17 protein-coding genes are annotated in these 23,618 nt (G+C 52.8%); 7 read left to right on the forward strand and 10 right to left on the reverse strand.

Annotation, left to right across the window (positions count from 1 at the left end; all coding sequences use genetic code 11):
• The 3 genes from tuf to Q0Y65_RS08795 all read left to right on the forward strand — a co-directional run.
• On the forward strand, positions 1 to 1,094 hold a 1,094-nt coding region (gene tuf / locus Q0Y65_RS08785; protein WP_297958916.1), incomplete at its 5' end, for an elongation factor Tu.
• A 106-nt stretch (positions 1,095 to 1,200) separates the two neighbouring features.
• Positions 1,201 to 2,112: an ATP-binding cassette domain-containing protein gene (locus Q0Y65_RS08790; protein ID WP_297958917.1), complete on the forward strand. Its 912-nt coding sequence runs from the start codon at positions 1,201 to 1,203 to the stop codon at positions 2,110 to 2,112.
• Positions 2,105 to 2,893: an ABC transporter permease gene (locus Q0Y65_RS08795; protein WP_297958919.1), complete on the forward strand. Its 789-nt coding sequence runs from the start codon at positions 2,105 to 2,107 to the stop codon at positions 2,891 to 2,893. Before Q0Y65_RS08790 ends, Q0Y65_RS08795 begins: the two co-directional genes overlap by 8 nt.
• Before the next feature lie 31 nt (positions 2,894 to 2,924).
• Here Q0Y65_RS08795 and asnB read toward each other — a convergent pair whose 3' ends face one another.
• The 3 genes from asnB to Q0Y65_RS08810 form a co-directional block, all read right to left on the reverse strand.
• Positions 2,925 to 4,742 (reverse strand): asparagine synthase (glutamine-hydrolyzing), encoded by a 1,818-nt coding sequence (asnB, locus tag Q0Y65_RS08800; RefSeq protein ID WP_297958920.1) that lies wholly within the window; start codon positions 4,740 to 4,742, stop codon positions 2,925 to 2,927.
• A 339-nt stretch (positions 4,743 to 5,081) separates the two neighbouring features.
• Positions 5,082 to 5,825: a pyruvate formate-lyase-activating protein gene (gene pflA, locus Q0Y65_RS08805; RefSeq protein WP_297958921.1), complete on the reverse strand. Its 744-nt coding sequence runs from the start codon at positions 5,823 to 5,825 to the stop codon at positions 5,082 to 5,084.
• Positions 5,822 to 7,147, reverse strand: coding sequence for a CCA tRNA nucleotidyltransferase (locus Q0Y65_RS08810; RefSeq protein ID WP_297958923.1), 1,326 nt, complete (start codon positions 7,145 to 7,147; stop codon positions 5,822 to 5,824). Before Q0Y65_RS08810 ends, pflA begins: the two co-directional genes overlap by 4 nt.
• Before the next feature lie 439 nt (positions 7,148 to 7,586).
• Here Q0Y65_RS08810 and Q0Y65_RS08815 point away from each other — a divergent pair, with 439 nt between their 5' ends.
• Positions 7,587 to 10,838, forward strand: a complete 3,252-nt coding sequence (locus Q0Y65_RS08815) for a carbohydrate-binding domain-containing protein (RefSeq protein WP_297958925.1) — start codon at positions 7,587 to 7,589, stop codon at positions 10,836 to 10,838.
• A gap of 117 nt (positions 10,839 to 10,955) precedes the next feature.
• Here the strand turns inward: Q0Y65_RS08815 and Q0Y65_RS08820 are convergent, their stop codons facing one another.
• The 7 genes from Q0Y65_RS08820 to Q0Y65_RS08850 form a co-directional block, all read right to left on the reverse strand.
• Positions 10,956 to 12,923: a protein kinase domain-containing protein gene (locus Q0Y65_RS08820; RefSeq protein WP_297958927.1), complete on the reverse strand. Its 1,968-nt coding sequence runs from the start codon at positions 12,921 to 12,923 to the stop codon at positions 10,956 to 10,958.
• Positions 12,924 to 13,254: 331 nt separating this feature from the next.
• Positions 13,255 to 15,666 carry a hypothetical protein gene (locus Q0Y65_RS08825; protein WP_297958928.1) on the reverse strand — a complete coding sequence of 804 codons (2,412 nt, stop codon included), beginning with the start codon at positions 15,664 to 15,666 and terminating at the stop codon, positions 13,255 to 13,257.
• Between the two features lie 57 nt (positions 15,667 to 15,723).
• Entirely contained in the window at positions 15,724 to 16,971 is a 1,248-nt protein-coding gene (locus Q0Y65_RS08830) for a glutamate-5-semialdehyde dehydrogenase (RefSeq protein ID WP_297958930.1), read from the reverse strand.
• Positions 16,972 to 17,001: 30 nt separating this feature from the next.
• Entirely contained in the window at positions 17,002 to 17,490 is a 489-nt protein-coding gene (locus tag Q0Y65_RS08835) for a dCMP deaminase family protein (protein WP_297958932.1), read from the reverse strand.
• 12 nt (positions 17,491 to 17,502) lie between these two features.
• A complete protein-coding gene (gene proB / locus Q0Y65_RS08840; protein WP_297958934.1) occupies positions 17,503 to 18,294 on the reverse strand; it encodes a glutamate 5-kinase in 792 nt (263 codons plus the stop codon).
• Positions 18,295 to 18,305: 11 nt separating this feature from the next.
• The gene (locus Q0Y65_RS08845) at positions 18,306 to 19,256 is read right to left on the reverse strand and encodes a D-2-hydroxyacid dehydrogenase (RefSeq protein WP_297958936.1); all 951 of its coding nucleotides are present in this window, start codon (positions 19,254 to 19,256) and stop codon (positions 18,306 to 18,308) included.
• A 3-nt stretch (positions 19,257 to 19,259) separates the two neighbouring features.
• A complete protein-coding gene (locus tag Q0Y65_RS08850; protein ID WP_297958938.1) occupies positions 19,260 to 19,679 on the reverse strand; it encodes a hypothetical protein in 420 nt (139 codons plus the stop codon).
• 264 nt (positions 19,680 to 19,943) lie between these two features.
• Between Q0Y65_RS08850 and Q0Y65_RS08855 the strand changes: the two genes are divergently transcribed.
• Genes Q0Y65_RS08855 through Q0Y65_RS08865 form a run of 3 tightly spaced genes read left to right on the forward strand, consistent with a single transcriptional unit; the run spans position 19,944 to position 23,421 of the window.
• Positions 19,944 to 20,627, forward strand: a complete 684-nt coding sequence (locus Q0Y65_RS08855; RefSeq protein WP_297958940.1) for a response regulator transcription factor — start codon at positions 19,944 to 19,946, stop codon at positions 20,625 to 20,627.
• Positions 20,620 to 22,293, forward strand: coding sequence for an ATP-binding protein (locus Q0Y65_RS08860; protein ID WP_297958942.1), 1,674 nt, complete (start codon positions 20,620 to 20,622; stop codon positions 22,291 to 22,293). The genes Q0Y65_RS08855 and Q0Y65_RS08860 overlap by 8 nt, the downstream gene beginning before the upstream one ends.
• A 6-nt stretch (positions 22,294 to 22,299) precedes the next feature.
• On the forward strand, positions 22,300 to 23,421 hold the full coding sequence (locus Q0Y65_RS08865) for an ATP-binding protein (protein ID WP_363293536.1): 1,122 nt from the start codon (positions 22,300 to 22,302) through the stop codon (positions 23,419 to 23,421).
• Positions 23,422 to 23,618: the final 197 nt, after the last annotated feature.

The raw sequence follows: 23,618 nt of genomic DNA on the forward strand, positions 1-23,618 counted from the left end.
TCGCTATGAAGGGTCAGGCTCAGTATGAGGCTTACGATATGATCGATAAGGCTCCCGAGGAGAGAGAGCGTGGTATCACGATCAACACAGCTCACGTTGAGTATGAGACAGACAAGCGTCACTACGCTCACGTTGACTGCCCCGGTCACGCTGACTACGTTAAGAACATGATCACAGGTGCTGCTCAGATGGATGGCGCTATCCTCGTTGTTGCTGCTTCTGATGGTCCTATGGCTCAGACAAGAGAGCACATCCTTCTCGCTCGTCAGGTTGGCGTTCCTGCAATCGTTGTATTCATGAACAAGGCTGACCAGGTTGATGACGAAGAGCTTCTCGAGCTCGTTGAGATGGACATCCGTGACCTTCTCTCAAGCTATGATTTCCCTGGCGACGATACACCTATCATCAAGGGTTCTGCTCTTGCAGCTCTTAACGCTCCTGATGATCTCAGCGATCCCGCTTACAAGCCCATCCTCGACCTCATGGATGCTGTTGATGAGTACATCCCCAGCCCTGAGAGAGACGATGCTAAGCCCTTCCTTATGCCTATCGAGGATACTATGACAATTTCCGGTCGTGGTACCGTTGTTACAGGTAGAGTAGAGCGTGGAAAGCTCAACGTAAACGAGCCTGTTGAGATCGTTGGTCTTTCTGACGAGAAGCTCAACACAGTTGTTACAGGTCTTGAAATGTTCAGAAAGACTCTTGACTTCTGTGAGGCTGGTGATAACGTAGGTGCACTCCTCCGTGGTATCACAAGAGATCAGGTTGAGCGTGGACAGGTTCTCTGTAAGCCCGGCTCAATTCACCCCCACACAAAGTTCAGCGGTCAGGTTTACGTACTGAAGAAGGAAGAGGGCGGACGTCATACTCCTTTCTTCAACAACTACAGACCTCAGTTCTACTTCAGAACAACAGACGTTACAGGCGTTGTTACACTTCCTGCTGACAAGGAAATGTGTATGCCCGGCGATAACGTAGCTATGGACGTAGAGCTCATCACTCCTATCGCTATCGAAGAAGGACTCCGTTTCGCTATCCGTGAGGGTGGTAGAACAGTTGGTTCAGGCGTTGTTACAAAGATCAACGAATAATTCATTGACTCTTTAAGAAATAACGACTTCAGGCGGCCGTGCTTTGGCATGGCCGCCTTTTTACATAAGACATTGATATTTTATAAACAAAAGGCAGGGTAATAAAATGGATTACATTCTACAGACCCAGAAGCTTTGCAAACAATACGGAAAATTCAAGGCACTCAACGAACTGACCATCAATGTCCCCAAGGGTTCAATATATGGTATGGTCGGAAGGAACGGTGCGGGCAAGACCACCCTTATCCGTATAATAACGGGTCTTAATAATGCAACTTCGGGAGAATTCTCTCTCTTCGGAGTAAAGAACAATGACGGCAAAATACTTGAAGTACGCAGAAAAACAGGCGCAGTAGTTGAAACTCCGTCTCTCCACCCCGAGATGTCGGCAAAGGATAATCTTATCCAGCAGACAAAGGCTCTCGGTATATCCGACGAGAAACTGGACGATATCCTCAAGCTGGTAGGTCTTGCCAATACAGGCAAGAAGAAGGCCAAGAACTTCTCGCTGGGTATGCGACAGAGACTGGGCATCGCCTTCTCACTGGTGGGCGATCCCGAGTTCCTTATCCTTGACGAGCCCATAAACGGCCTTGACCCCCAGGGTATCATCGAGGTCCGCGAGATGTTAATGCGCCTCAATAAGGAAAAGGGCATAACTATCCTCATCTCCAGCCATATCCTTGACGAGCTGGCCCGTCTTGCCACACATTACGGCTTCATCGAGCAGGGTCACGTTATCAAGGAGATGAGCGCCGAGGAGCTTGAAAAGGCCTGTCGTACAGCTCTCCATGTAAACGTAAACAATACGGCAATGCTGTCAGAGGTGCTGGACGGCATGGGCGCGGAGTACAGGGTATACTCCGTAAACGAGGCCGATATCTTCACACCTATGCAGGTAACTCCTCTTGTGCTTGCGCTCAATGAGAAGAACTGCTTTGTAAATTCCATGAGCGAGCGCCACGAGAGCCTCGAAAGCTACTTCATGGGACTTGTAGGAGGTGTAAGGAATGTTTAATCTTCTCGCAGAAAACTACAGACGACTTTTCAAGGGCAAGCGTTTCTACATCGTTCTTGCCGTTATAGTGGGTGTGGCGGTACTCTTTACCTTACTGTACTACTTTCTCAATTCGCTTATGACGGGTATTCCCGCAAATGAGCTTGAAGGCGTTGAGGTGCAAGTGGAGAACTCAAAGCTCTATGCTGACAGCCTTCTGTTTACGCTGAAGAGCGATATGCCGCTTCTCATCGGTATCACAGCAGGTATGCTGATCGTTCAGGATTTCCGAAACAATACAATAAGAAACAAGATAATCATCGGCCATTCAAGAACTAACATCTATCTGTGTACATTCATCGTATCACAGACAGTAATGCTCATTTACGAGGCTGCATACTTTGTCACAGCAGCTCTTGTGGGCGGCATCGTGCTTGGCTTCGATAAATTCCCGTCAGGCGATATGGTAGGGCAGCTGCTGATGACTCTGCCTGTTCAGATGGCACTGACATCTATAATCGTGTTCTTCTGTAACACCATGAAGAATATAGGCGGCTTCGTGCTCTCCATCACCATGACATACATCGTTGGAATATTCTCGATTGCTCTGGGACTTCTCAATAAGTTCCCCAAGGCACAGGAGCTTGTAGGAGAAATAGTTCCCACACTTCAGATGAATATGATCCTGAGCAGCGATGGTGTTCCTGAACATGCGGCAAGAATGATAGTTTTCATGATAGCTATAACTGTCGTATCAACTATATCAGGAATATTCCTCTTCAGAAGATCAGACCTTAAATAAGCAGAAAAGCTCCCCTCGGGGAGCTTTTTGTTTATACCGGCCTTATATCGAAACGTTCCAGCCAGTAGTTCAGCTGTATGAAATAGGCTATGGTCTGCGGGAGGTTCATGAGCTGGCCGTACCACTGTACATTGTCCTCATGGCGCAGCAGCCTTTCAAGCTCCTCACGCTTTACCAGCTGAGTGAGACGGGAGCCGCCCTCGTCCAGTATCTTTCGGAGCTCCGCTGTGACCTCCGCAAGAAACAGGGGATCGTGAGTCTTGGGGTAGGGGCTTTTCTTCCTCCACAGCACCTTTTCGGGGAGCCATTCCTTCATAGCTTCGCGGAGCAGTCCCTTTTCCCTGCCCATATAGTCCTTGTACTCCCAGGGCACATTGTACAGGTACTCGGCAATGCGGTAGTCACAGAAGGGTACTCTCACCTCAAGGCCGCTGTACATGGACATTCTGTCCTTGCGATCGAGAAGGTTCTGCATGAACCAGTCAAAGTTGAGCTGCGTCATCTCACGCATACGGTATTCCAGGGGACTGTCGCTGCTGAGCTTTTCGGCATAGTCGGCGGTCTTTCTGTAGGCGGAGTACACATAGTCGGCGGCGTTTATCTGACCGGCGTACTCATCGCAGAGGAAGCGGCTGCGGTAGGCCGTGCTCTGCGCCCATGGGAAGCCGTCGGTCATGCGGATATCCTTATCCCTGTACCACGGATAGCCTCCGAATATCTCATCGGCACATTCACCCGAAAGGGCGACAGTGCCGTATTTTTTTATCTCGCGGCAGAAAAGCAGCATAGATGCGTCCACGTCTGCCATGCCGGGCAGACCTCTTGCCTCAACGGCCTCGCCGAGAGCCGCCGCGAGCTCATGGGAGCCGATAACGCAATTATGATGATCCGTGCCCAGATACTCAGCCATGCAGGCGATATACTCGTTGTCGCTGTCGGGCTGGAAGCGGCTGCTGCGGAAGTATCTGTCATTGTTTTTATAGTCCACGGAGAATGTGGAGAGCTGCCTGCCCTGTTTTTTCAGCTCCGCAGCAGTCACCGAGGAGATGATGCTGGAATCGAGACCTCCAGACAGAAAGGTACACACGGGCACATCGGATACCAGCTGCCGTTTTATAGAGTCCGTAACCAGCTGGCGGACGTGCTCTGTGGTCTGTTCAAAGCTCTCGTGCAGCTCATAGGCGTGTAGGCGCCAGTATTGGCGGAGCCTGAGCCCCTCAGCCGAGTAGTGGCCGCACCAGCCCGCTTTCAGCTCCTTTACGCCGCGGATAACGCCGCAGCCCATAGTCCGTCCTGGAGCCATGAGAACGAGCTCCGCAGCGCCCTGAGCGTCTATTTCGTGAGGGATATCGGGGTGCTCCAGCAGAGCAGGGAGCTCCGAGGCGAAAATGAGCTTATTTCCCGTATCGTAGTAGAAAAGGGGCTTTACGCCGATCCTGTCGCGGGCGAGGAAAACGCGGTGAGCCTCCTCGTCGTAAACGGCGAAGGCGAAGATACCGTTGAAGCGCTCCACGCAGGCCTCGCCCCATTCTATGTAGCTTTTCAGGACGACCTCTGTATCCGAGCGCGTCCGGAAGTCATGACTGTGGCTGAGCTCCTGTCGCAGCTCGTCGGTATTGTAGAGCTCGCCGTTGTAAACGATGGTATATTTTCCTAAGCTCATGGGCTGTCTGCCGCCGTTAATGTCTATGACAGCGAGACGGGTGTGGATAAGAGCGGCTTCACGGGAGAGAAACACACCGCGCTGGTCGGGACCGCGGCGCAGAAGTGAGCGCTGCATTTTTTCATAGACCTTCATATCATCGCGCATATCCTCCATGAAGCTGATAGCACCTGCAATTCCGCACATAATGATCCTCCGCCGCTTTACAGCATACGGCACGCTGAGATAAATCATAATTTGTAGGGGACGCCGCCCTAGGCGTCCCATCAGGGAACGCCTTCTCTTGCAAGGCGTTCCCTCTTCAAAAACAGTCCACTGGACTGTTTTTGAATTCACCCTTTGCGAAGCGCCTGACGTATTCGGGGCGCCGCCCCGATCCCCGCAAGGGCTGTCAGCCCTTGACCTGACCAAAGGGTTGTAAACCCTTTGGAATCCCTTTCATGGGCTCAGCAAAGCTAATACGCTAAATTATGATTTATACATAATATGAAAACGGCCTCCGCAATGTTACGAAGGCCGTTGGTTTTATTTCTGTCTGCGGAGACCCGCTTTTATGCCCGACATTATGATGTCACGGGCTCTGATTGCTTCCTCCTTGGTGAGGGGCGGTGTATCGCTGAGGGGGTATTCCAGTCCCAGCTCGGCATATTTCGGCTTTGCCATATCATGATAGGGGAGCACATCAAGGGCCTTGAGGTTGCTCAGAGTGGAGAGATATTCTCCCAGCGCAAAGAGGTCCTCCTCCTTGTCCGTGATACCCGGAACTACCACATGGCGTATCCATACGGGTATGCCCAGATCGCGGATATGCTCCGCAAAGGCAAGGATATGGCTGTTTCCCATGCCGGTCAGTTCCCTGTGGCAGCCGTTGTCGATATGCTTTATATCCAGCATGACAAGGTCGGTGAACTTCAGTGCCTCATCTATCTTGTCATGGTGCTGAGGATCGTAAACACCTGCGGAGGTATCAAGGCAGGTATGCACGCCCATGCTTTTTGCAAGGGAAAAGAGCTCCGCAAGGAACTCGGGCTGAGCCAGCGGTTCGCCGCCCGTAGCGGTAATGCCGCCGCTTTTCAGGAACTCCTTGTAGGAGTCGTATTCCTTCATCAGCTCCTCGGCTGTGATCTCCCTGCCGCCTGAAAAGTCCCATGTATCGGGGTTATGGCAGTATCTGCATCTGAGGGGACAGCCCTGAAAGAACACCACGAAGCGTACTCCGGGGCCGTCTACGGTACCGAAGCTTTCAGTTGAATGGATACGTCCTGTCATTTACTGCACCTCTGTCTGATGTACTCTTTTATGTCCTCGCTGCTGTTGGTGAGTCTGTCCTCCATTACCAGATCGAGGATCTCGCTGAGTGTATTGCCGATATCCTCGCCCTCAAGTCCCAGAGCGGCAAGGTCGTTTCCCGTGACGGCAAGTCCCTTTATACTGCGGCACTCGTCGCAGGCTATCATTTCGCGGCCCATTTCCATGTAGCTGTCGAATATGACGGCTTCGTCGGCCACGAAGTCATTTTTCGCGGTATTATCGCACTTTTTCATCTCCATAAGGGTGAAAAACAGCTTATCGCCCATTACGGACAGCAGCTTCTTCACATCTGTCCTGCATTTGGGCTTTTTGCTGTGGTAGGCGATGAGCCTGACTGTATCGGCTATGGAGCGCTTGTCGTAGCGGAGCTCCTTCATTATCCTTCCGGTCATTTCAGCGCCCACGCGGTCGTGCTGCTTGAAATGGCCTCTGCCCGTCTCGTCCAGCTTCATACACGGGGGCTTGCCGATATCGTGGAAGAAAAGGGCTCTCCTCAGCAGCAGGTCGTCGTGCGGAGCTGAATCCATAGCGCGGATAATATGCTCCCAGACGGTGTACCTGTGGTATGGTGAACGCTGATCCAGTCCCATACAAGGCTTTATATCGGGGATCACAGCGGCTATGACGTCGCTGTACTCCATGAGCACCTCAACGCAGCTGCTGCCGCATATGAGCTTGTCGAGCTCGTCGCGTATGCGTTCGCGAGAGATACCGGCAAGCTGCTCTCTCATGGAGTGGACCGCTATTGCAGTATTTTTTTCTATACGGAAGCCCAGCTGTGAAGCGAAGCGTACAGCACGCATGATACGCAGGGCGTCCTCGCCGAAGCGCTGCTGCGGATCGCCCACGCAGCGGATAATTCTTTTTTTAATATCCTCCCTGCCGCCGAAGGGATCGACGATATTGCCGTTTCTGTCCATAGCGATGGCGTTGACGGTGAAATCCCGTCGGGCGAGGTCGTCGGTTATATCCGAAGTGAACTCGACGGTGTCGGGACGGCGGTGGTCGGTATACTGTCCGTCAATACGGTATGTGGTTATCTCAAAGGGAACGCCGCCGCAGAACACGGTAACTGTGCCGTGCTTTATACCTGTGGGGACCACCTTATAGCCGCTGAACACATCAAGCACCTGCGAGGGCAGGGCGTTAGTGGTTATATCAATGTCATGGACAGGTCTGCCCATGATCTCATCCCGGACGCAGCCGCCGACGAGATAAGCCTCGAAGCCGTTGTTTTCGAGCTCCGATAGCACAGTTGAGGTATTTTCATCAAACTTCATGCAGCTGCCTCCTTTCGTAAATCATAATTTAGCGTATTAGCTTTGCTGAGCTCATGAAAGGGATTCCAAAGGGTTTACAACCCTTTGGTCAGGTCAAGGGCTGACAGCCCTTGCGGGGATCGGGGTGGCGCCCCCTACAAATCATGATTTATACTTATTATACAACAAATGATAATATTTTGCAAGTCGGGGGCAATAACAGGGAGCAGCAGAAAATCTTCACTAAAGGTTGATATTTTTTCCGTCTCATAGTATAATTATAGGTGACAGATAAAGGTAAACGGAAAATGCAAATATTCACTGCCCTTTTATGGCAATTTCACCTCATTTTCACCTGTGGTTTAAGACTTTTTTAAGGTGTATGCACTATAATACAGGTATGATATCAGATGGATTGCACTGAAAACGGGGCATAATCTGAAAAAGGAGATTGATATTTATGAAAAAACATGGCTTCAAAAAGCTGATCGCAGGACTATCGGCAGCCTGCGTGATGGGTACGGCACTTCCCATGATGAGCTTTGCGGCAGAGCGCGAGTTTTCAAAGATACTCGGCGACTCAAACGGCGACAGCGTAGTTGAGCTGGCAGACGCTATCCTCATTATGCAGGGACTTGCAAACCCCAACAAGTACGGCAAAAACGGTACAGATCCACACTGCTTCACAGAGCAGGGCTGGATCAATGCGGACGTTAACGGCGAGCTGGGAATAACCACCGACGACGCTCTGACCATACAGCTTTACCTTTTAGGCAAGGGAAAGCTGACTCCCAGATCAGGCTCTGAGGATCCCATTGCTGAGGCAACCAAGATCCACCTGAAGAATACCTCCATCGAGGTAGAGGGCGAGAACGCCACAGTAGAGGGAACCACCGTTACTATCACACATTCAGGCGAGTTCTACATTGACGGTACTCTCGACGACGGTCAGATCAACGTCAATATCCCGGACGAGAAGGCAGACGCCGAGACCGTAAAGATATTCCTCAACGGAGCAAATATCACAGGCAAGAGCGCTCCTGCTATCTTTGTCAATAACGCAGAGAATACATCCATCAACATCGTTGACGGCACCACCAACACCATATCCGACGGCGATACCGCATACAGCGGCGACTTTGCAAAGAAGGCTCTTATCGAGGCAAAGGACGATATCACCATCAAGGGCGGCGAAAAGGGCGACGGTGTGCTTGAGATCACAGCCAACGTTCAGGACGCTTTATCCTGCAATAACGATATCAAGTTCAACGGCGGCGAGGTCAAGATCTCAACGCTGAATTCCACCGACAAGAACGACGCCGTAAATGCCAAGGGCTCCATTACGGTAAAGAGCGGCAAGCTCAAGATCGAGGCAGAGGGCGACGGTATAAAGTCAAGCAAGAATGACGTCTCCTTCGCCGGCGGCAATACAAAGATCAAGGCAGGCAAGGACGCTGTACAGGCAAAGACTGATATCAATGTCAGCGGCGGCAAGCTCATCGCAGGCGGCGACAAGGGCCTCACAGCCGAAGCAGCCATAAATATCACAGGCGGTACTGTTATAGCTACTGCAACGGATAATCAGGTTGCTGACAGTCTTCTTGCAGGCACAACACAGACTACGGTACTCCTCAATTGTATCGCTAATCCCGAGAACGAAAAGGACGGCACATGGAACAAGGACAATGCACTTGTTGCAGGTGATGTAGACGTCAAGTACCAGAAGAAGTACAAGTATGTCCTCTTCAGTGATACATCTATCAACGGTGCTAAGTCATGCGGCTTCAAGAACCTGGCAACAGGCGCTGCTGTAACTCATACAGACGGCAAGCAGACACAGTTCCAGCTGAGCCTTGTTACCGTATTCGATAACGTAGATCCTGCCGGCATAGCAAGTACTACTGCTGAGCCTTCACCCGCTCCCGGGGAGCTCACCATCACTCTTTCCGATGACGGTATAACCACAAATGCGACCACAGAGGCAAAGGCAGAGGACAATGTCTGCACTATCTCCGAGCCCGGTGTTTTTACGTTAACCGGCGGGATGACCGGCGGACAGATCGTTGTCGATGTTGACAAGACTGTCTATCCTGACGGCGTCGTTGAGCTCGTTCTCAGCGGTATGAGCCTTACAAACACTGAAACATCGCCCGTATATGTATCATCTGTAGCAGATGAGGTAGTATTTACGGCGAAAAAAGGCACTGAAAACACCATATCCGACGGTACCGACTATACCAACGCAGACGGCGGTCAGGGAGCCATCTACGCCAAGGACGATATAAAGTTCAAGGGCAAGGGCAAGCTCACCGTAAACGGCAACGCCGCAGACGGTATCGTATGCAAGGATGATATAAAGATATATAACGGAACACTGACGGTAAACGCAGCTGATGACGGTATCCGCGCAAAGGACAGCGTTATCATAGGCAGCGCCTCCGACGGTGAAGAGAATGATTATTCAGCACTTTCAGTAACAGTCAAGACCAAGGGAGGCGACGGCATAAAGGCCACTTCGGACACAGCCTCCTCCACTGAAAAGCAGACAGGTCTTGTTGCAATAAACGGCGGCACCGTGGACATCGACTCCTACGCTGACGGTATCTCGGCAGAGCAGTATTTCGTCATGAACGGCGGCGACCTGAATATCAGGACCTATGAGGGCAGCTCCTACGGCGGAAGCACGACTTCATCGGAAGGCAGCACAGGCGGCTGGGGAAGCAGACCCAGCGGCAATCCGGGCGGTCCCGGAATGGACGGCAATGCCAACAAGACCGATATCTCCGCAAAGGGCATAAAGGCTGTGGGCCTTTACGACGAGGACGGCACAACATGGCAGAGCGCAGGCGATATCACAGTAAGCGGCGGAACCATTACCATTGACTCCTCAGATGACTGTATGCACGGAAGCGGAAACGTTTCACTTACAGGCGGCAGCATCAAGCTTGCGTCGGCAGATGACGCAGTTCATGCCGATCATGACCTCACCATAGGCACCAAGAACAGCGGCAGCTATGACGATGTGGTCATATTCGTTGAGAAGTGCTATGAGGGCATGGAGGCGCTGAAGATCTACCAGAACAGCGGCTCTGTCATTGTCAATTCCACCGATGACGGCTTCAATGCCGCAGGCGGAGACGGTTCGGGCAGTGCAAATCCCGGTATGCCCTGGGGACAGGGAGGCTTCGGAGGAGGCCGTCCCGGCGGCGGCTTCAGCAGCGGAAATCCCGACGACTATATCATACAGTTCAACGGCGGCTTTGCTCTTGTGAACGCTTCAAACGGCGACCACGACGGCTTTGACTGCAACGGCAATATAGAGATCAACGGCGGATACATCGTATCAAACGGCAACGAGCCCTATGACTGCGGCGACGGCGGCAGCACCATAAAGGTAAACGGCGGCGTATGGGTATCAAACTGTCCTTCGGGCGGTATGACCATGAGCGCAGGGGAGATGCCTGCAAGCGTATCTGCTACGGCTAACGTTAGCGCCAACACCAGACTTTCACTGGTAGGCAGCGACGAAAATGTCATAGTATCCTTTATCGTTGACAAGGCTGTAAGCCAGCTGAAGGCAGGCGGCAGCGGAGTTTCGGGAGCTTCCTTCTATACCGGAGGCGAGCTCAGCGGCTCCGCATATTTCCAGGAGCTTGACAGCACTCAGCCTGCTGCATACGGCGGCAAGCTGACAGGCGGTACAAAAGTATAAGAAAAACTCAGTTCTCCATATAAAGGGCCGCGGTTTAATACCGCGGTTCTTTCTTTTATAAGTGTGCAGACTGAAAAAAGCGCTTCTCAGATGAGAAGCGCTTTGTATTTGTGTTTATCAGCCTTCCTGATTTTCCTGCTGACCCTCTGGAGGAGGATCAACTACAGGGGGATCCGTCGGAGGCGGATCTGTGGCAGGCGGATCTGTAACAACAGGCGGTGCCGTAGTGGGAGCCTGTGTAACGGGCTCTGCCGTAGTAGCAGGAGCCTCTGTAGTAGCGGGCGGAGCTGTGGTGTATACCTGAGTATTTGCATTCTCGGATACATAGAATACCGTCAGCTTCTTGCCTTCCTTATTGCTGAAGAAGTCGCCTGCATGAACGACCTTGCCGTCCACCTGGAGCTCAACTACTGTATTTGCCTTGCCGTAGGAGTTCTTTGATTCGATGAACTGATAGTTGGAATCTGAGATACCTGCCTTTTCGAGGGCATTCATGTACTGATCCTTGGTCATTCCCGCAAAGTCGGGGATATAAGCGGACTCCTTGCCCTTGCTGACCTTTACCTTTATGACCTGACCCTGAGATATCATCTCGCCGGGATCGATAGCCTGCTCATAGATCATGTCATTGTCGTAATTGTCGTTATATGCGTATTCCGCATCGAGAACGAAGTAATCCTTCCACTTGTCCTTGGCGAACTCGTAGAACTTGCCAACCAGATTGGGCATTTCGGTATCGGCAGCCTTTGTGGGATCCGTATCGTCCACCACATTTGTGCTGATGGAGGAACGTCTGCTTCTTACCGAGGTAGTCTCGTCCTTTGGCGGAGTGAGGATATTTATGAGTATTACCGAAAGGGTCATAAGTATGGCAAGCAGCAGGAGACCTATGATTATAGGCACCTTGATGCGGTCCACGGTATTGACCTTTTCGTATTCATAGTCATCATGCTTAGGCTTCTTATATGGAGCGCTGCTGCGCTGATGCACCACGTTCTGCGGCTCGTACTGCTGTTCCTGCTGGTATACGGGCTGCTGATATACAGGCTCCTCGGCCTGCTGCTGAGCGGGTATGCTGTCTCCGAGAAGTATGGTGGAGTCCATATCCTCCTCTTCCTCGGCAGGCTGCTCAAAGAGCCTTGTGACCAGCTCAGTGATAGTCTGGATACGGTCTCTGCCGTTGAGGTTCATACCCTCCATGATGACTCTTGAAACGTGTCTGGGTATGCGTGAATCCAACATATGAGGCTCGTGTAGGTCGTCATGCTTCTGACGGCTGACGGAATCCACAGGCATACAGCCTGTAAGAGCGCGGTAGAGCAGTGCACAGACGCCGTAAACGTCTGTCCAGGAGCCCTGACGGCTGCTGCTGTTTGCGGAATACTGCTCGGGAGCCGCATAGCCCTTGAAGAGCTCGTATTCCAGGCCTGCATTGGCAGTTCTCACAGCGGAAACGCAGAAGCCCGAGAGCTTCAGCTCGCCCTTGTCGGTGATATAAACCGTATCGGGGCTTACAGCGCGGTGGATAATGCCTGCGTTATGGAGTATACCGATGGTAGTGAAGAGGGGAGGGAAGATCTTTGATACCTGTTCCCAGCTGAGCTCACCTGCATTTTCCTTGAGGTAGTCCAGCATCTTCACGCCTTCGATGTATTCAAAAATGGTATAGGTGGTATTGTTCTCGGCGAACATATCGATAACGGGAGGTATATTCGAGTTGTTCCTGAGTCTTGCAAGAGACTTGTTCAGCTCGGTATACTCGGCCATAAACGCCTTGTACTTTGCAAGGTTGTTATAGTTGACGCTTATGGTAGCCTTGCCCTTAACTCTGGTACAGAGGTTTATGGGCATATATTCTCTTATAAGAACCTTTTTGCCCGTAGATATATCGCAGCCGATATATGTGGCGCCTTCGCCGTTATATTCCAGGAGAATACCGCAGAGGTATTTACTGTGGAGTATAGTACCCGGTGGAACGTACATGGGGTCATAAGATGCCGTTTCAACATATCCGCATGACGGGCAGACATGAAGCTCTGAACCGTATTTTGTCATGCATCTGAAGCAATATTTACTGTCTCCCAAAGCAGCTCCTCCTCTTAAAGATAGTCAATGCCCAAAATAGGCATCATATCTATTTTAGCAAGAAAAACGGAAAATGTCAACTGTTTGTGCGTTGATATTTCTTAAAACTGTGAATTTGTATTTTTTTTGTAATAATTTCAGCAGTAATTTTCCTTAATTGTAACTTTTTGCGCAACAGAGCAAGTCCCGTGGCCTGTACTGATACAAGCTGTAATTTGTACTTGTAGGGAAGGCCATAGGCCGTCCGCAAGATTCATGTTTATCCCGTCACCCGGATAAACAGAATACCCCCGAGCGTTACGAAGCGCTCAGGGGCAGATCTTATGGCAGTTTATATATTACCGCTGTTCACAGAGAGTATCTTCATGGAATTGAATCGGAAGGAGCCGTCCTCCTTCTCGGTGAGCTTATACTCGGCCTGCTTGGCCACGCTCTTTTCCATCCACTGGGGGAGCTCGGCGATATAGTCCACTGTCAGGGTATACTCGTTTCCGTTCTTGACTATGGACTTGACCTCGGGAGCATATGTGTGGGTGATAGGCTTCACCTTAACGTTGTAGGCTCCGTCGGAGTAATAGAATCTTGACTCTATGGGACCCACGGTGCAGTGATTGAACTGGGGGATATTCTCGCCGAAGAGCTCCACGGCGTACTTCTCAACATCAACATCGGGGATAGTTACGGTATCGAGGGTGAGATCGTACTTGGAGATCTTGCTGTCGTCCATTATGATCGACCATATGGTAGCAGTGACGATCTGCTCCGAGGTGAGCTGCGAGGGATCGCTGAAGGGCTCTATATCCATTATAGCGGCGGGGTAGATCATCTGAGTGAAGCTGTCCTTCTTCACCTCGCCCGAGGTAAAGCTTTTAGCCAGACCCACGCCCTTGGCGATGGTGGCAATAATGCCGATGACTGCAAATGCGGTCATAACAACGCCGAGAATGGTGTATATGAGCTTCTTTTTATTGCCGTCGGAGGTCTCTGCGGAGCTGCTCTCGGTATTCTCACTGCGCTGAGCGATGAGCTCGTCGGGATCCTCGTCGAGGATCCGCTCCAGAGCGGCTGTGACCTTGCCCTTGGGCTTCTCGGTCTCTTCGGGCTTCTTTTCGTCTTCCTTCTTGTCCTCGGACTTCTCCTCGGCCTCTGAGCCCTCCTCCTTTTCGGGAGCAGTTTCCTCTGAGGTCTCGGGTGTATTCTCCTCGGTCCCGGTGATATCCTCATCGGGGAGCATATCCTCCTCGGGCTCGTCCATAACGACAGGAGGAGCTATGGCGCCCATCTGAGCGCGGCGCATTTCGATGACCTGCTGCTGCTTGTCGGCAGGGAGCGCCTTGAAACGCTCCAGCAGATCGGGAGTAAGACCGCTGATGATATCCTCATCGGACATTATAAGTGGTTCGGCAGACTTTTCCTCTGTCTTATCCTCCACCTTGTCGGCGGAGTCTATATCTGCAATGGCCTCTGCGGCGTCCTCGCGGATATTTTCCAGCATACTGCCCACGGGGTCGCTTTCGTGGGAGACCTCCTCATCGTGTATGGCTGCGATAGCAGCGTCAAGGAGCTCTGTTGCCGAGGGCTCGTTTTCATCGGCTTCAAAGAGACCTTCCTCGGGAGCAGTTTCCTCCTCGGGCTTGGCTTCTTCCTTGCCCTTGCCTCTCAGCTTCTTGAAAATGCTGATCTTCCTGGGCTTTTCGGCAGCTTCTGCCGCAGCCTCCTCCACGTTTTCCGCGGGAGCGGCGGCTGCTTCACCGAGAGCCTCTATAGCTGCGTCAACGTCGTCCTCAGCGGCAGTTGAGTTGACGATTATTTCCTCTGCAAAGGTCACAGGCTCGGGTTCTTTTTCCTCAGCGGCCTCTGCAAGGCGTTTCATTTCTTCTATGCGGCGCTGCCTTTCGGCTTCCTCAGCCTGACGGGCTCTTTCGGCCTCCTCAGCCTGACGGGCTCTCTCGGCCTCCTCGGCCAGACGGCGCTGCCTCTCGGCTTCCTCTGCCTGACGGGCTCTTTCGGCCTCCTCAGCCAGACGGCGCTGCCTCTCGGCTTCCTCTGCCTGACGAGCTCTTTCGGCCTCCTCAGCCAGACGGCGCTGCCTCTCGGCTTCCTCTGCCTGACGAGCTCTTTCGGCCTCCTCACGAGCTAGCCTGCGCTGCTCGGCCTCCTCGGCCAGACGCTGCCTCTCCGCAGCAGCCTCTGCGGCTCTGCGCTCTCTTTCGGCAGCTCTTGCAGCCTCGGCAGCCGCCTCTGCGGCTCTCTGAGCCTGCTGCTCTCTCTCCATCTCCTCGCGGCGGAGCGCGTCATAATCGGGCAGTTCTCCCGTTATGACGATCTTTTTCTTCTTTGCGGGCTTGGGAAGCTCCTCGTTCATGGGAACCGAATCGAACACTCTTGTGGTTTCCAAAGAGGGCTCGGTGTGCATCACCTCGGAAATTATATCGGGAACTTCCTCGGGAGCAGCCTCCCTGACGACGGTATTCTCCTGCTGCGGAGCAAACTCATGTGTGGGCGGAGCGAATTCCCATGACGCAGGGGGCGTATTATCGGGAATCACAGGCTGCTCGTCCTCGAGGTGGTGCTTTTCCTCCTCAAGGGCGTGGAGCAGGTCGTCCACGGACATACTGTCGAATTTGCTTTTGCGCACAGCCCTTGGAGCTGTATGGCTCCGTGCAGGAGTGGGGGAGCTTCCGCTGCCGCCGCCCTCCATAAGGCTGTTGAGCATATCGTCAAGATCTTTTCTAATAGCCATTTCGACCTCCAAAACAAGTGAAAGAATTATGACATTGCCGCGAAGGAGCGGCCCTGCTTATCTGATCTGACCGTCTCCGTTGATCAGGTATTTTACTGTGGTAAGCTCTGAAAGTCCCATGGGACCTCTTGCGTGGAGCTTCTGGGTGGAAATGCCTATTTCTGCGCCGAATCCGAATTCACCGCCGTCGGTGAAGCGAGTGGAAGCGTTGACGTAGACAGCCGCAGCGTCTACCTGCTTCTGGAACTTTCTTGCATTTGCAAGAGAGCCCGTAACGATGCACTCGGAATGCTTGGTGCTGTATTTCCTTATATGAGCGATAGCTTCGTCGATATCATCGACTACCTTTACCGCGATGATGTAATCGTTGAACTCGGTGGCGTACTCTGTTTCGGTAGCCTTTTCAATACCGTCGCCGAGAATGGCGATGGTCCTGTCGCAGCCGTATATCTTCACATCGTGCTCCTTGAAGCGCTCTGCGATCATGGGCAGGAATTTGTCGGCCACGTCCTTATGTACCAGCAGGCTCTCGATAGCGTTGCACACCGAGGGGCGCTGGGTCTTGGCGTTGTCGGTTATCTCCACAGCCATGTCAAGGTCCGCATAGGAATCCACATACACATGGCAGTTTCCTGCGCCTGTCTCGATAACGGGAACGGTGGCGTTCTTCACAACTGCCTGTATGAGGTTGGCGCTTCCTCTGGGGATAATAACGTCAACATAGCCGTTGAGGCGCATGAGCTCGTTGGTGGTCTCGCGGTCGGTGTTGTCCACTACCTGTATAACGTCTGCGGGGAGACCTGCCTCCTCCACAGCCTTCCTCATTATATTTCCCAGGCACACATTTGAGTTTATGGCCTCCTTGCCGCCCTTGAGGATAACAACGTTGCCTGCCTTGAGGCACAGTGCAGCGGCGTCAACGGTAACATTTGGGCGTGATTCGTAGATTATGCCGATAACGCCCAGGGGCACACGGGTCTTGATTATCTGCAAGCCGTTGGGACGCTCGCCGCCGCCGATGACCTCGCCGATGGGATCCTTGAGAGCGATGAGCTCGTCAACGCCCTTGGCGATGCCCTCGATACGCTTCTCGTCCAGCTTGAGTCTGTCCTGCTTGGCCTCAGTCATGCCGTTTGCCTGTGCAGCAGCGATGTCCTTGGCATTAGCCTCGATGATAAGCTGCTTGTTTTCGATGAGCGCCTTTGATATAGCAGCAAGGGCGCTGTCCTTCATTCTGGTGGAGGCACCTGCCGCAGCTGCCTCCGCAGCCTTGGCTCTTATGCCCAGTTCCTCTGTATAACTCATAATTACACCTCTTGTATGTATATTTTTGTATCATTCAGTCTTGAACCATTCCAGTTCAGCTGCGGGAATGACGGTATAGTCCTCCGCATTGCTGCTCTGACGGAGATAAACGTTCCTTATCCCTGCCTGTATTATCATTCTTGCGCACAGCGGGCATGGCTTTGCCTGATGAGTGGAGCCGTCCGCAGGATTCACACCTGTGAGGTAGAGATCTGCGCCCACGGTCTGCTCACGGGAGCAGTTGAGGAGAGCGTTTGCCTCCGCGTGGACTGCCCTGCACATACCGTAGCCCTCGCCCTGATGAAGCTCCAATGGTATCCTCGGACATTCGCCTCTGTCGCAGCAGTTCTCGGTGCCTCTGGGCGAGCCGTTGTAGCCTGTGGAGATAACGGCGTCATTCTTTACGATGACAGCACCGTATTTCCGCTTCAGACAGGTGCTTCTGTATGCGAAGACCTCTGCGCAGTTGAGGTATGTATCCTCTTTGGAAACGCGCTCAGCGCCTGTTGAGACAACCATAGCGCTCCTCCGTTACTGTGCCCTGAAAAGGGTGCCGATGTCCTTGTCCTCAAAGAGGTCGTAGAGCTTTTCGGGATCCTTTCCGTTCATGATGACCATATCTATCCCTGCATTGGTGGCTATCTTGGCGGCGGTTATCTTAGTGGACATACCGCCCGTGCCCAGACTTGTGCCTGCGCCGCCTGCCACAGCCTCTATTTCGGGAGTTATCTTCTCAACGAGGGGTATAGGCTTAGCGTCGGGGTTGCAGCGGGGATCGTCGTCATAGAGAGCGTCGATGTCGGAGAGTATCAGCAGCAGATCGGCTCTCGACAGCTCCGCAACGAGGGCGGAAAGGGAGTCGTTCTCGCCTATTTCAAGCTCCAGCTCGTCTATAGCGATGGTATCGTTTTCGTTTACTATGGGGATAACGCCCATATCCACCAGCTTCTCCACAGTATTCATGAAGTTGTCGCAGTGGCTGGGGTTGTTGATTATTGCCTTTGTGAGCAGTATCTGCGCCACGGTGACGCTGTATTTTGCGAACATATCGTCATAGACGTGCATGAGCTCGCACTGACCGATAGCGGCAACAGCCTGCTTGGTCTTTGTGTCCTTCGGCTTTTCGGGAAGCCCCAGCTTTCCTGCGCCCAGACCCACAGCGCCCGAGGACACCATGATTATCTCACGTCCCGAGTTGTGGAGGTCGGAAATAACGCGGACAAGATTGGTCATGCGGCGTATATTGAGCTTTCCCGTCTTATGGGCAAGGGTAGATGTGCCCAGCTTTATGACGATACGCTTTTTTTCGGATATATTTCTCATAAGTAATTCCTTCAGTTGACTTTATTCTGAGGTTTTCCCTTCTGCCACGCCCTGATGTTCCCGCAAACGATATCCACAAGGCGCTGTCTCGTTTCCAGGGGAGCCCATGCGGTATGGGGGGTGATAACGCAGTTCTTCGCGCCTTTCAGGGGAGTATCGGGAGACATAGGCTCCTTCACCAGCACATCGAGATAAGCGGCAGCTATCCTTCCGCTGTTCAGAGCATCGGCCAGATCGGCCTCGTTCACAACTCTGCCGCGAGAGGTATTTATCAGCATGGCCGATGGCTTCATATGTGAAATGAGCTCCTTGTTCACCATGCCTGCGGTCTTGTCCGTAAGGGGACAGTGAAAGGTGATGATATCGGCCTTTTCCGCAGCCGTATAAAGGTCGGTGACCTCATAGGGGCAGTCCTTTGGCTGAGTCCTTGTGCTGACCACTATATCCATGCCGAAGGCGGCGCCTATCTCGGCCACCTTCCTGCCGATGGAGCCGAAGCCCACCACGGCAAGTGTCTTGCCTGCCAGCTCGGCAGTTGGGACGGGGAAATAGGAGAACGCAGGAGAGCGTTCCCATTCGCCGTTTTTTACGGCGGTATCGTAGTCCCTGACGCGGCTGAAGCGGTCAAGGATATATGCGAAGGTCTGCTGAGCCACGGCGTTTGTGGAGTACTGACCCGCATTGCAGACGGCGATGCCTTTCTGAGCGGCATATTCGATATCCACGTTATTGAAGCCCGTAGCGAAAAGGCCTACATATTTTATATTTGGGCAGGCGTCCATGACCTCCTTGGTAATGAGCACCTTGTTGCAGAGGACGATATCCGCGTCGCCGATATTGGCGGCGGTGTCCTCGGGCTTTGTGAGGGGGATTATCTTAACCTCACCCAGCTCCTCAAGCTGAGTTGTGGGGATATCACCGCTTATATTTACTGTATACCAGTCAAGGACCGCGATTTTCACTGTTTATTCCTCCTCGTCCTCTTCGGAGTCGTCGTCCTCGTCGCTGTCCTCGTAGGACTCCTCATCGCTGTCCTCGTCGGACTTCTCGTCAGCCTTGTCTTCCTTGTCGGCAGCAGCCTCCTCGGTCTTTTTGGGCTTGATGATGACAGAGGCGATAATGGCAATGAGTATCAGAGCCAGCTCGATGATGCCTATGCCATAGAAAAGGGTCTTGTTATCTGATGTCCAGAGGAGAAGAGATATAGCGGGAGCTATAGCAAAGATAAGCTGGAACGGTCTTTTCTGAACTGCGAACCTGTAGCTGAAGAAGATCAGTGAAATAACAGCAAGGGTGAGGTGCATCCAGAAAGGGAACGGGAAGATGGTAGGATTCTCCGTATCCGAGATCTGAGCGAGTGGTACAAAAATATCTGTGAAGTTCATAATATCTCCGATCCTCCGCACTTTTCTGTGTACCGGAAAAAGGCGGATCTTTATAAGATTGCAAAAGTATGCACATTACATTATAGCACAAAAGGCGGAGAGATTCAACTGTATTTTAAAAAAATACACAAAAAATTTATGGCGCATTGCCGCGTATTTTCGGCTGTTTTTAACAGGGGGCTTGAATTTTTCCGCCGCTTACCGTATAATAGTGAGTAGTGCAGACAACACCATGATGATCAATTCTCGTAAGGGAGGCTTTACATGATATATATGCTTGAGGACGAGGAAGGCATAAGGAACTTCGTGATATATGCGCTGAAGAGCTCGGGCTTTGAGGCCGAGGGCTTCGAGACGCCCTCCGCTCTCCGTGAGGCCATGGACAGGGAGCTTCCCGAGCTGCTGCTCCTTGACCGTATGCTGCCGGAGGAGGACGGCCTGACGGTGCTGAAGAAGCTCCGCAGCGCCCCCGCCACAGGTAAGCTCCCCGTGATAATGCTCACCGCCAAGGGCACGGAGCTGGACAAGGTGGAGGGACTGGACAGCGGCGCCGACGACTACATAGCCAAGCCATTCGGCACACTGGAGCTTATTTCGCGTATAAAGGCGCTGCTGCGCCGCACGTCAGATGCACCTCCAGGTGCTGAAAGGCTGGAACTGGGCGGCATATGCGTTTATCCCTCGAAGCACGAGGTCTTTGCCGACGGTGAGAAGGTAGTGCTGACCCTGAAGGAGTACGACCTGCTGCTCATGCTCATGAGGCACAGGGGAGAGGTATTCTCCCGTGAGAGCCTTCTCAGGGAGATATGGGGCTACGACTTTGCAGGCGAGAGCCGCACGGTGGACGTCCATATAAGGACTCTCCGCCATAAGCTTGGAAACTGCGGGGATATGATAGAGACCATACGCGGAGTAGGCTACAAGGCAGGTGACGAGTCTATTGACTAAGAAGATATTTTTCGGCATAATCACCATATGTCTGCTTTCCGTTGCGGCAGTCATAATCATAGTCACCGCCATACTCTACGGAAGCTCCGCAGAGACCGCCGCCGCACAGGCAAGGACAGACGCGCGGCTCATAGCCTCGGCGGTGGAGAAGGAGGGCGCGGCCTACTTTGATACCGCGGACATATCCGACGATATCCGCGTGACGCTCATAGACAGCAGCGGACGCGTGCTGTTCGATTCCGAGGAGGACGCCGCTTCCATGGAGAACCACTCCGACCGCAGCGAGGTGCGCGAAGCCCTGAAGAACGGCGAGGGAAGCTCCTCGCGCTATTCCCGCACCATAATGAAAAAGACCGTCAACCACGCCGTAAGGCTCAGTGACGGCAATATAATAAGAGTATCGGGAGCCCATACCTCCTTGACGGCTCAGCTTCTGAAGGTACTGACGCCCATGCTGCTGACCCTTGCGCTGGTGGTGCTGTTTTCGGCGCTGGCGGCTTCGAGAGTTTCACGCAACATAGTCAAGCCCATAAACGACATAGACCTTGCCCACCCCCACATAAAAAAGAGCTACAGCGAGCTTGCGCCCCTGCTGGAGAAGCTCCGCAGCCAGAACATCAAGGTCACCCGACAGATGGACGAGATACACAGCAGCCGCGAGCAGTTCGCCCTTATGACGGAGAGCATGACAGAGGGCCTCATCATAGCGGACCCGAAGCTCAACGTACTTACCTGCAATTCCGGTGCAAAGCGGCTTCTGGGCGCGGGCTCCTTCACCGAGGGGCAGAGCGTCTACGCCCTGAACAATTCCGAGACCTTCCGCCGCTGCCTGCTGAACGCTCTGGGCGGCAGGCGCTCCGAGTGCATACTCCGCACGGGAGACGGCCAGCGTGAGGTCATCGCCAGCCCTGCCAACAGCATCGACACTGTCTGCGGACTGGTGGTGTTCATCATGGACGTAACGGAGAAGCAGGAGCTTGAGACCATGCGCCGCGAGTTCACCTCCAACGTGTCCCACGAGCTGAAAACGCCTCTGACCACCATATACGGCACGGCTGATATGCTGGCCAACGGCATGGTGAAGCAGGAGGACGTTGCGCAGTTCGGCGAGAATATCCGCAGCGAGTCCGAGAGGCTCATAAATCTTATAAACGACATAGTCTCTCTCTCCAAGCTTGACGAGGAGGACGCGGCTCCACGTCCGAATGAGAGCGTAGAGCTCTATGCTCTTGCGGAGGAGGTACTGGGCAGGCTGAAGCTCAGCGCCGAAGAAAAGGGCGTCACCACTTCGCTTTCGGGGGAGAGGGTGTCCCTTACGGGCAGCAGGACCATACTCAGCGAGGTGCTGTACAATCTCTGCGACAACGCCATAAAGTACAACGTAAGCGGCGGAAAGCTGGAGGTAAAGATAGCGCATATCCCGCAGAGAGCCATAATAACCGTCAGCGATACGGGCATGGGCATACCGAAGGAGCATATAGGCCGTATCTTCGAGCGCTTCTACCGTGTTGACAAGAGCCGCTCGCGGAGGATAAAGGGCACCGGACTTGGTCTTTCCATAGTCAAGCACGGCGTCATGTACCACAACGGCACCGTCCGTGTGGAAAGTGAAGCAGGCAGGGGAACGGTATTCACCGTTGAGCTGCCAATAGAGAAAAAGCAATGAGGTGTTATGATGAGTGACAGCATTACCGTTGCAGAGCTGGAAAAGCTTGGCGCGGACGAATATATGCTCATAGATATGAGGGACAGCTCCGCCTTTGAGTACGGACACATAGACGGAGCCGTGAACATACCCCCGGAGGAGCTCTCCTCTGCGGAGCTGCCTGCGGACAAAAAGCTGGTAGTATACTGCCGCAGCGGCATAATAAGCGGAGAGGCTGCCGACGGTCTCTGTGAAAGGGGCTATGAGGCCTGTGAGCTCACAGGAGGCTATGTGGAGTGGCTGAGGCTGAAAATGGAGAACAGACAGGTCACCGAGGCAGTAGAGCTGAGTCTGCGCAAGAAGTTCAAGAAGTCCATATGGTGCAAGTTCACCAAGGCCATAAACGAGTACGAGCTTGTGCAGCCGGGAGACAGGATAGCCGTGTGCATATCGGGGGGAAAGGACTCCATGCTCATGGCGAAGCTCTTTCAGGAGCTGAAGCGCCACGACAAATTCCCCTTCGAGCTGGTGTTCCTTGTTATGGACCCCGGCTACAGTCCCGAGAACCGCCGCGTTATCGAGGGGAACGCCCGCTCAATGTCCATTCCCGTGCATATCTTCGAGTCGGACATATTCGATTCCGTGTACAATATCGAGAAGAATCCCTGCTACATATGCGCACGCATGAGAAGGGGATACCTGTACAGCCACGCAAAGGCTCTGGGCTGCAACAAGATAGCACTGGGACATCATTTTGACGACGTTATCGAGACCATACTCATGGGTATGCTCTACGGCGGACAGGTACAGACCATGATGCCGAAGCTCCACAGCACAAATTTCGAGGGCATGGAGCTGATACGTCCCCTGTATCTGGTCAGGGAGGACGAAATAAAGCACTGGCGCGACTATAACGGCCTGCATTTCATACAGTGCGCCTGCAAGTTCACGGACACCTGCACCACCTGCGCTCCCGACAGCCGTTCCGTGTCAAAGCGTCTGGAGATAAAGAACCTCATCGCCGAGCTGAAGAAGGTGAACCCCCAGGTGGAGAAGAACATCTTCCGCAGCGTGGAGAACGTCAACGTGAACACGGTCATAGCCTACAAGGACAATGAGGGAGTACACCGCTTCACCGACAATTATTAACGGCTATCAAAAAAGCGTCTGTATTGTGAAATGCCACAAATACAGACGCTTGTTTTTGTACATAAAGGAGAAACCAAAAATTATTTTTTTCTTATTCAACCGTTTCCGTTTGAAAAATACCCCTTTACGGCACTTTTATGAAAGGAAGTGATAGCCCGTGGACGGGCTGGCAGCGATGCCCGACCTGTTAACAGCAA

Source organism: uncultured Ruminococcus sp., assembly GCF_947301925.1.
Lineage (GTDB): Bacteria > Bacillota > Clostridia > Oscillospirales > Ruminococcaceae > Ruminococcus.

What these genes read in the sequence shown, in the direction of transcription:
- Q0Y65_RS08790 (WP_297958917.1), top strand. Translation starts at nt 1,201, where the DNA reads ATGGATTACATTCTACAGACCCAGAAGCTTTGCAAACAATACGGAAAA.
- Q0Y65_RS08795 (WP_297958919.1), top strand. Translation starts at nt 2,105, where the DNA reads ATGTTTAATCTTCTCGCAGAAAACTACAGACGACTTTTCAAGGGCAAG.
- asnB (WP_297958920.1), bottom strand. Translation starts at nt 4,742, where the DNA reads ATGTGCGGAATTGCAGGTGCTATCAGCTTCATGGAGGATATGCGCGAT.
- pflA (WP_297958921.1), bottom strand. Translation starts at nt 5,825, where the DNA reads ATGACAGGACGTATCCATTCAACTGAAAGCTTCGGTACCGTAGACGGC.
- Q0Y65_RS08810 (WP_297958923.1), bottom strand. Translation starts at nt 7,147, where the DNA reads ATGAAGTTTGATGAAAATACCTCAACTGTGCTATCGGAGCTCGAAAAC.
- Q0Y65_RS08815 (WP_297958925.1), top strand. Translation starts at nt 7,587, where the DNA reads ATGAAAAAACATGGCTTCAAAAAGCTGATCGCAGGACTATCGGCAGCC.
- Q0Y65_RS08825 (WP_297958928.1), bottom strand. Translation starts at nt 15,666, where the DNA reads ATGGCTATTAGAAAAGATCTTGACGATATGCTCAACAGCCTTATGGAG.
- Q0Y65_RS08830 (WP_297958930.1), bottom strand. Translation starts at nt 16,971, where the DNA reads ATGAGTTATACAGAGGAACTGGGCATAAGAGCCAAGGCTGCGGAGGCA.
- Q0Y65_RS08835 (WP_297958932.1), bottom strand. Translation starts at nt 17,490, where the DNA reads ATGGTTGTCTCAACAGGCGCTGAGCGCGTTTCCAAAGAGGATACATAC.
- proB (WP_297958934.1), bottom strand. Translation starts at nt 18,294, where the DNA reads ATGAGAAATATATCCGAAAAAAAGCGTATCGTCATAAAGCTGGGCACA.
- Q0Y65_RS08850 (WP_297958938.1), bottom strand. Translation starts at nt 19,679, where the DNA reads ATGAACTTCACAGATATTTTTGTACCACTCGCTCAGATCTCGGATACG.
- Q0Y65_RS08855 (WP_297958940.1), top strand. Translation starts at nt 19,944, where the DNA reads ATGATATATATGCTTGAGGACGAGGAAGGCATAAGGAACTTCGTGATA.
- Q0Y65_RS08865 (WP_363293536.1), top strand. Translation starts at nt 22,300, where the DNA reads ATGATGAGTGACAGCATTACCGTTGCAGAGCTGGAAAAGCTTGGCGCG.